The sequence below is a fragment of the Candidatus Poribacteria bacterium genome (assembly GCA_021295755.1).
Classification (GTDB): domain Bacteria; phylum Poribacteria; class WGA-4E; order WGA-4E; family PCPOR2b; genus PCPOR2b.
Map to the genome: position 1 here is coordinate 1 of JAGWBT010000205.1, position 5,685 is coordinate 5,685.

Genomic DNA, 5,685 nt, shown 5'->3' on the forward strand with positions numbered 1-5,685 from the left:
ATAAATAAAGGAGTCTTCAAAATGCAAGTACAGGCTGCGGTAATGCCGACACCGGGACAAATCGAGATTCGTGAATTTGAAAAACCAACTCCCGCTGACGATGCGCTACTGCTTCAGGTGGACCAAGTCGGAATTTGTGGTAGCGACAAGCACATGTATCTCGGTCATTCAAACCTGAACTTCCCCGTGATTCCGGGGCATGAGGTCGTTGGCACTGTCGCTGAAATTGGTAAAGATGCAAATCAGGTGATGAATGTGATGGGCGGACCGATTAAAGAGGGCGATCCAGTAACCGTCGTGCCCGGCTCAAAGAACTGTGGGAGATGCTACTACTGTTTGCGTTTTCCACACCGTCCGACCTTATGCACAAATCGAACGATTTACGGGTTCAGCAACTGTGAAGCTCCGCCTCACCTGACGGGGGAGTTTTCTGAATATACCTATATCCACGGTAATTCTTGGGTGTTTAAGGTATCGGAAGGAATCCCCGAAGCGCTGCGCGTCTTGACAGAGCCGGTCGCCGTTGCAACCCGCGCTGTCGAGCGTGCACATGCGCCGGGTGTACCACAAGTCGGCGCAGGATACGGCATTGGGGACAGTGTTGCTGTGCTTGGATGTGGGCCCATTGGACTTCTCGTGATTGCTGTGCTTCGTAGCACCGGGGCGGGAACAATTATCGCCACCGATATTGTGGACAGCCGTCTGGATATGGCGAAACATATGGGGGCAGATGTCGTTATAAACGTCGGTGAAATATCTCTTGAACAACGTCTTGAACAGGTGCAAGATCTCACGAGTGGAGCGGGTGCGGACATCGTGATCGAATGTGCCGGATTGCCGGGTGTCTTTGCCGAAGCCATTGATCTTGTTCGTCGTGGCGGCAAAGTGATTGAGGTGGGACACTATACCGATTCAGGTTCCGTTGATGTGCGTCCACACCAGATCTGTAACAAAGATCTCGACATCTGCGGCGTGTGGGCGTATCCACAGATCCAATTCCAGACTGCCCTCGACTTTTTAGAGCGAACCCAAGTTCCTCTGAAAGATCTCATTACCCACCATCTTCCCCTCGCTCGCTTAGAGGAAGGCATCCAGATGCTGGGTGAGGATGGCGTCTATAAGGTCGTTATCGAACCGCATGGAAGTTAAGCGATGGACCACTCGATAAATTGCTAGGCGATTTACAGGCGCTTACCCCGAAAGGAGGCAGAAATTGAGACCAAGAAACATGGAGAGATGGAGACAACGCTCCTGCTTTCCCTTCTCGAATTTCCCTTTTCCTGTTGTCCAACAGGTTATGTGTAAGTTGTGGATCTGTTCACTTGTGCTTGCATTAAGTTTACACACAACAGCGGGGATGGCAGAGAAATCACCTTATGATACCATCGAACAGGCTGCGTCGTATATTGCCAAACATCAGAATGATGATGGTGGTTGGCCCCTCATACCGGGTGGAGAAAGTGATGTTGAAGTCACGGCATTTGCAATGCAGGCACTGATGCTAAAAGGTTGGGGTTCTGGTTCAAGTGTTATCCGTCGAGGGGTCAGCTATCTGGTAAAACATCAGAAATCAGATGGAAGTTGGAACGGAAATACTGCCCACACCATTTTTGCAGCGATTGCGCTAAAGCGAGCCGAAGCAGTAGAGTATTGGCAAGCCCAGTTTAATGCGCTCAAATGGCTTGAGGAAGCCCAAAGAGAAAGTGGAAGCTGGGGTCGTGAAGTCCGCCAACCTGGCAATCCACTCTATACAGGGGCTGTTTTAACAGGGCTTGGGCTCCTTGACTTTGACCGGGAATCTGAACTTGTTACGAAAGCTGCCGATTGGCTTGCCAGTCGCATCAATTATGATGGCGGCTGGTCAATGGAACCGGGAATACGCTCTCGGTCTAGCGTTCTGGTCACGTCGTGGGTGTTGCAGGGATTATCGATTGCTTATAATATTGATGAGCAACTTGCTTGGCTAAAGCAGATGCAAAACGATGATGGTGGGTTTGGTATGTGGAAAGGTGCACCGAGCGATCCGGAAGTTACCGCCTATGCGGTTCTCGCATTGGTGATTGGAGAAGATCCCTTGAACGCGGATCAGGTCGCGCTGAGATATTTGAGGGAGGTGCAACAGGAAGATGGAAGTTTCGTTAGTGCCACCCCCATTGAACTAAAAGAGCCGATGGCGAATCTACAAACCACCAGCTTTGTACTGTGGGCAATATACGCAGAAAAACTCAAAGGCAAATAATACTAACAGGACTTACGCACTTCGATTGTAGTTGCCCGATGAATCGGGCGTTGGGACCGGTGTCCTGCGGCGATTCATCGCCGAACTACAGGGCTTTAACCGTTTAGCTGCGTAAGTCCTAACTAAATTAGGGTTTATTATTTTCGATCAATTCGAGAGAAGGAGAAGTAAATGCCGCAAATCAGTTTTATGAATGAACTCGGAATCGCAATAGTTGTTCTTGTCATAGCGATGATGACTTCTATACGTATCCTTAGAGAATATGAGAGAGCAGTTGTATTTCGGTTGGGACGTTTGACCGGTGCGAGAGGACCCGGGTTTGTACTACTCATACCGTTCTGGATTGAGCGGATGCAGCGCGTGAGTCTTCGAACTGTTGTCCAGGATGTGACCCCACAGGATGTGATTACCAAGGACAACGTCTCCGTGAGTGTGAACGCCGTTTTAACCTTCCGAATCGTGGACTCGGCAAAGGCGATCGTCGAGGTCGAAGATTTTGGGTTTGCAATCAGCCAACTCGCACAAACAACGCTCCGAAGTGTGCTCGGAAGCGCAGAACTTGATGACCTCTTGTCGGAACGCGAAAAGCTGAATCAAGAGTTGGAAGAGATTATCCAAAGGAACAGCGAAGCATGGGGAATCAGCGTCATCGCTATGGAGATTAAGCATGTAGACCTGCCCGCGGAAATGCAACGCGCAATGGCGAAACAAGCGGAGGCAGAGCGGGAGCGCCGTGCAAAGTTTACGCACGCTGCGGGAGAGTTGGAATCGTCCGAAGCCTTAACGGAAGCCGCAACAACTTTAAGCAGAAATCCAATCGGTATCCAACTCCGTTACCTACAAGCCCTCATTGAAGTGGCTGCCGAGAAAAACTCAACACTGGTGTTCCCGATACCGGTGGATCTATTGAGCTCGTTTATCAAACAGGGAAGCAAAACGGAGTAATAACTTCTGATGCTGTTATTGATGACTGCTGCTCTGAAGATCTGAAAGAGAGAGGAAAGTGGTTGAGATGGCTATCACACTATACCTACCGAGCGAACTCGCAATCCCACTTTCCATCGCAGGCTATGACGGAGGGAAACTTACTGAAGAAGCAAAGCGGTTACTTGCGGTTGCACTCTTTCAGCGCAATGTCCTTGCTTTAGGCCAAGCTGCAAAATTGGCAGAGATGCATCTGTGGAATTTCATTCAGTTTTTGAGCTAACAGGGTATTCCTATTGCTGAGTATGATGATGAGGAAATCCAGCAAGAATTGGAGAGTGCTGAATGGCTTCACCGGTGACCGTAGTTGCTGATGCTTCATTTTCTGTTAATTAACGCAAGTTGCTAGTACACTGTCAGGCAAATTATGCTTGTGTATATTGGTTGAAAGCAAACGGTAACATATATAATAATTCCAAAACTTAGTAGTTGTAGTGAACAACGATCGTTGTTCACTACGAAAACCCTTACCACGACACAGAATCGAGTCATTGGTAGGAAACGGAGCGCTCCGTTCTATCTGTTCCAAACCACCAGGATAATTGTCGGTCTCCTGCACTTGTGTAGGTCGAGATTCATATCTCGACAACGCACTGTCGATTTTGGAAAATCGACCTACAATAGGGCAACCACGAGGGTTGCCCCTACAATCCCCGATAGGATTGGGATTCAAAGCAACCCTGATAAATCGGGATCCAAAGCGACTTGTGCCTACCCATCGAAGGTTCTCGGAGCAAAGATGAATTAATTTCTTAAATGTCAACAGAACCTAGCAACTTAGGTTAATTATGGTGAATTCTAAAAATAAATTGGCACTTTCGTCCCTAGTAGGTGCGGTTTTCACCCGCGCCGGTTTGGAGTGTCTCATTAATTCTAAGATCCACTATAAAACACTTCCGCTAATGTCCTAGCCCATTGCCTGTCAAAACATGGGTGCCGACTGTGCCATCGGTAATATTAAAGATAGAGGGAAATCTATCCTTCCACCCCTCATTTGCTACAGGGCAGAATTGGCGAGCGTTGCCTTCAATTGCGGTGACTCGCGGCACCCGTGCGGCTAGTCCCGCAGAATGCAGGAACGATGCCCCCGGACAGGTCAGATCTTGTACCGCCAAGAACATATCGTATTCAATCGCCGCTGCCCCCATGAGCAGTGCTTGAGACTGTCCCTTACACGCCTTGAGTGCGACACCAGAATAGCCCTGTTCCCGTGCGAGTTGAAACGTTTCAAAGTCGGTCAGTGACTCGTCGATGACAACCGGTTTAATCTCCGCTGCGCGGTGCATTTTGTTCTCAGGGTGTGCCTTGAGGTTTCGATCGGTCGGTTGTTCGATGTAGGCTAACCGTTCAAATGCACGTCCCTCACCCTCCTGAATTTTGTGCAGAAATGCCAGCAGATATTCGACATCTTGGCATGTCTCGTTGAAGTCGGCAGAGTAATACCACTCACTCACACCCCGCTTTGCCTGCGCTTCGGCGGTGATTTTCTCAATCGAAAGCACCCGCTGCGCATCCCAGTCCAAATCATCACCGTTCAGTTTAATTTTTAGATGCGTCAAGCCATCTGCGACAATCCATTCCGGTAACGTCTCCGGCAGCCCGTCATTGAGACGGTTCGGAATATCCGCATCGGTCAGTGGATCTAGCGCACCGACCAAGTGGTAGAGCGGCATCTTTGACTTTGGCTTTCGTAACGTGTACTGGTCGAGGTACTTACCTGCGAATTTGTCGTTAAGGTAGCGCGAAAGGTCGTGACTCATAAAATCTGCACTGAGTCCGTCGTAGCTGTTGATACCGTTTGCCTTACCGAATCCATCGTGGATAGCTGCGTCAATGGGGCTTGCCGTAACCACAGTGCAGAGTTTTGGTATTGGTGTAGCGAGCTGCATTTCCGCAGAAAGATCGGCTGCGATTCGCAGGAATTCAGGTTCAAGTGCCTCAGAGAGATCTACGGGGTGAGCGCACAGATTGCATTTGCGTGTAGTTTCAACCAACCGTTCTGAGAGCCGTCTCATCGCCTCAAGACTTTGGTCAAAAGGAACGTAACGTGGTGGGAACGCCCACACGTTGCTAAGCGTCATTGACCCCAAACCTGCCGCCTCTTTTCCATCGCGTGTCTGCACCTGAAGCTGCACATTCAACAGTAGGGTATAGTTTACTGGAACACCACCGAATTTGAGCGGGGTGCGGTATTGGTACTCCTCGAAATCGTAGCTTACATCCAGAATCCGAATGTCCGTATCTTTGGACATAAACCCTTCTCCCAAATAGAATTGAAGTCACCTAAGTTGCTAGGTAGCCTGTAGGTCGAGATTCATATCTCGACAAAACACTAATGAACTAACATCTATCTCAAATCCAAACAGACCATCTCTTTCTGATTGCGAAGATAAAGTCTCCCACCAGCCAACGTTGGCACAGTCCAGCATTTGTCGTCGAACAGCTGGAAACGGGCTTTTTCT

At 49.2% G+C, this 5,685-nt stretch carries 5 protein-coding genes; 4 read left to right on the forward strand and 1 reads right to left on the reverse strand.

Annotated elements, in window-relative coordinates; all coding sequences use genetic code 11:
* Window positions 1-21: 21 nt before the first annotated feature.
* The 4 genes from J4G02_21695 (at window position 22) to J4G02_21710 (ending at window position 3,446) form a co-directional block, all read left to right on the forward strand.
* On the forward strand, window positions 22-1,149 hold the full coding sequence (locus J4G02_21695; protein ID MCE2397133.1) for a zinc-binding dehydrogenase: 1,128 nt from the start codon (window positions 22-24) through the stop codon (window positions 1,147-1,149).
* Window positions 1,150-1,213: 64 nt separating this feature from the next.
* A complete protein-coding gene (locus tag J4G02_21700; GenBank protein MCE2397134.1) occupies window positions 1,214-2,239 on the forward strand; it encodes a hypothetical protein in 1,026 nt (341 codons plus the stop codon).
* Window positions 2,240-2,410: 171 nt separating this feature from the next.
* A complete protein-coding gene (locus J4G02_21705) occupies window positions 2,411-3,184 on the forward strand; it encodes a slipin family protein (GenBank protein MCE2397135.1) in 774 nt (257 codons plus the stop codon).
* A gap of 67 nt (window positions 3,185-3,251) precedes the next feature.
* Window positions 3,252-3,446 carry a UPF0175 family protein gene (locus J4G02_21710; GenBank protein ID MCE2397136.1) on the forward strand — a complete coding sequence of 65 codons (195 nt, stop codon included), beginning with the start codon at window positions 3,252-3,254 and terminating at the stop codon, window positions 3,444-3,446.
* Between the two features lie 676 nt (window positions 3,447-4,122).
* Here J4G02_21710 and J4G02_21715 read toward each other — a convergent pair.
* Window positions 4,123-5,475 carry a mandelate racemase/muconate lactonizing enzyme family protein gene (locus J4G02_21715; GenBank protein ID MCE2397137.1) on the reverse strand — a complete coding sequence of 451 codons (1,353 nt, stop codon included), beginning with the start codon at window positions 5,473-5,475 and terminating at the stop codon, window positions 4,123-4,125.
* Window positions 5,476-5,685 lie beyond the last annotated feature (210 nt).

Bases quoted from the DNA above. Each gene is read 5' to 3' on its own strand.
- J4G02_21705 (MCE2397135.1), top strand. From the start codon at position 2,411: ATGCCGCAAATCAGTTTTATGAATGAACTCGGAATCGCAATAGTTGTT.
- J4G02_21715 (MCE2397137.1), bottom strand. From the start codon at position 5,475: ATGTCCAAAGATACGGACATTCGGATTCTGGATGTAAGCTACGATTTC.
- J4G02_21695 (MCE2397133.1), top strand. From the start codon at position 22: ATGCAAGTACAGGCTGCGGTAATGCCGACACCGGGACAAATCGAGATT.
- J4G02_21710 (MCE2397136.1), top strand. From the start codon at position 3,252: ATGGCTATCACACTATACCTACCGAGCGAACTCGCAATCCCACTTTCC.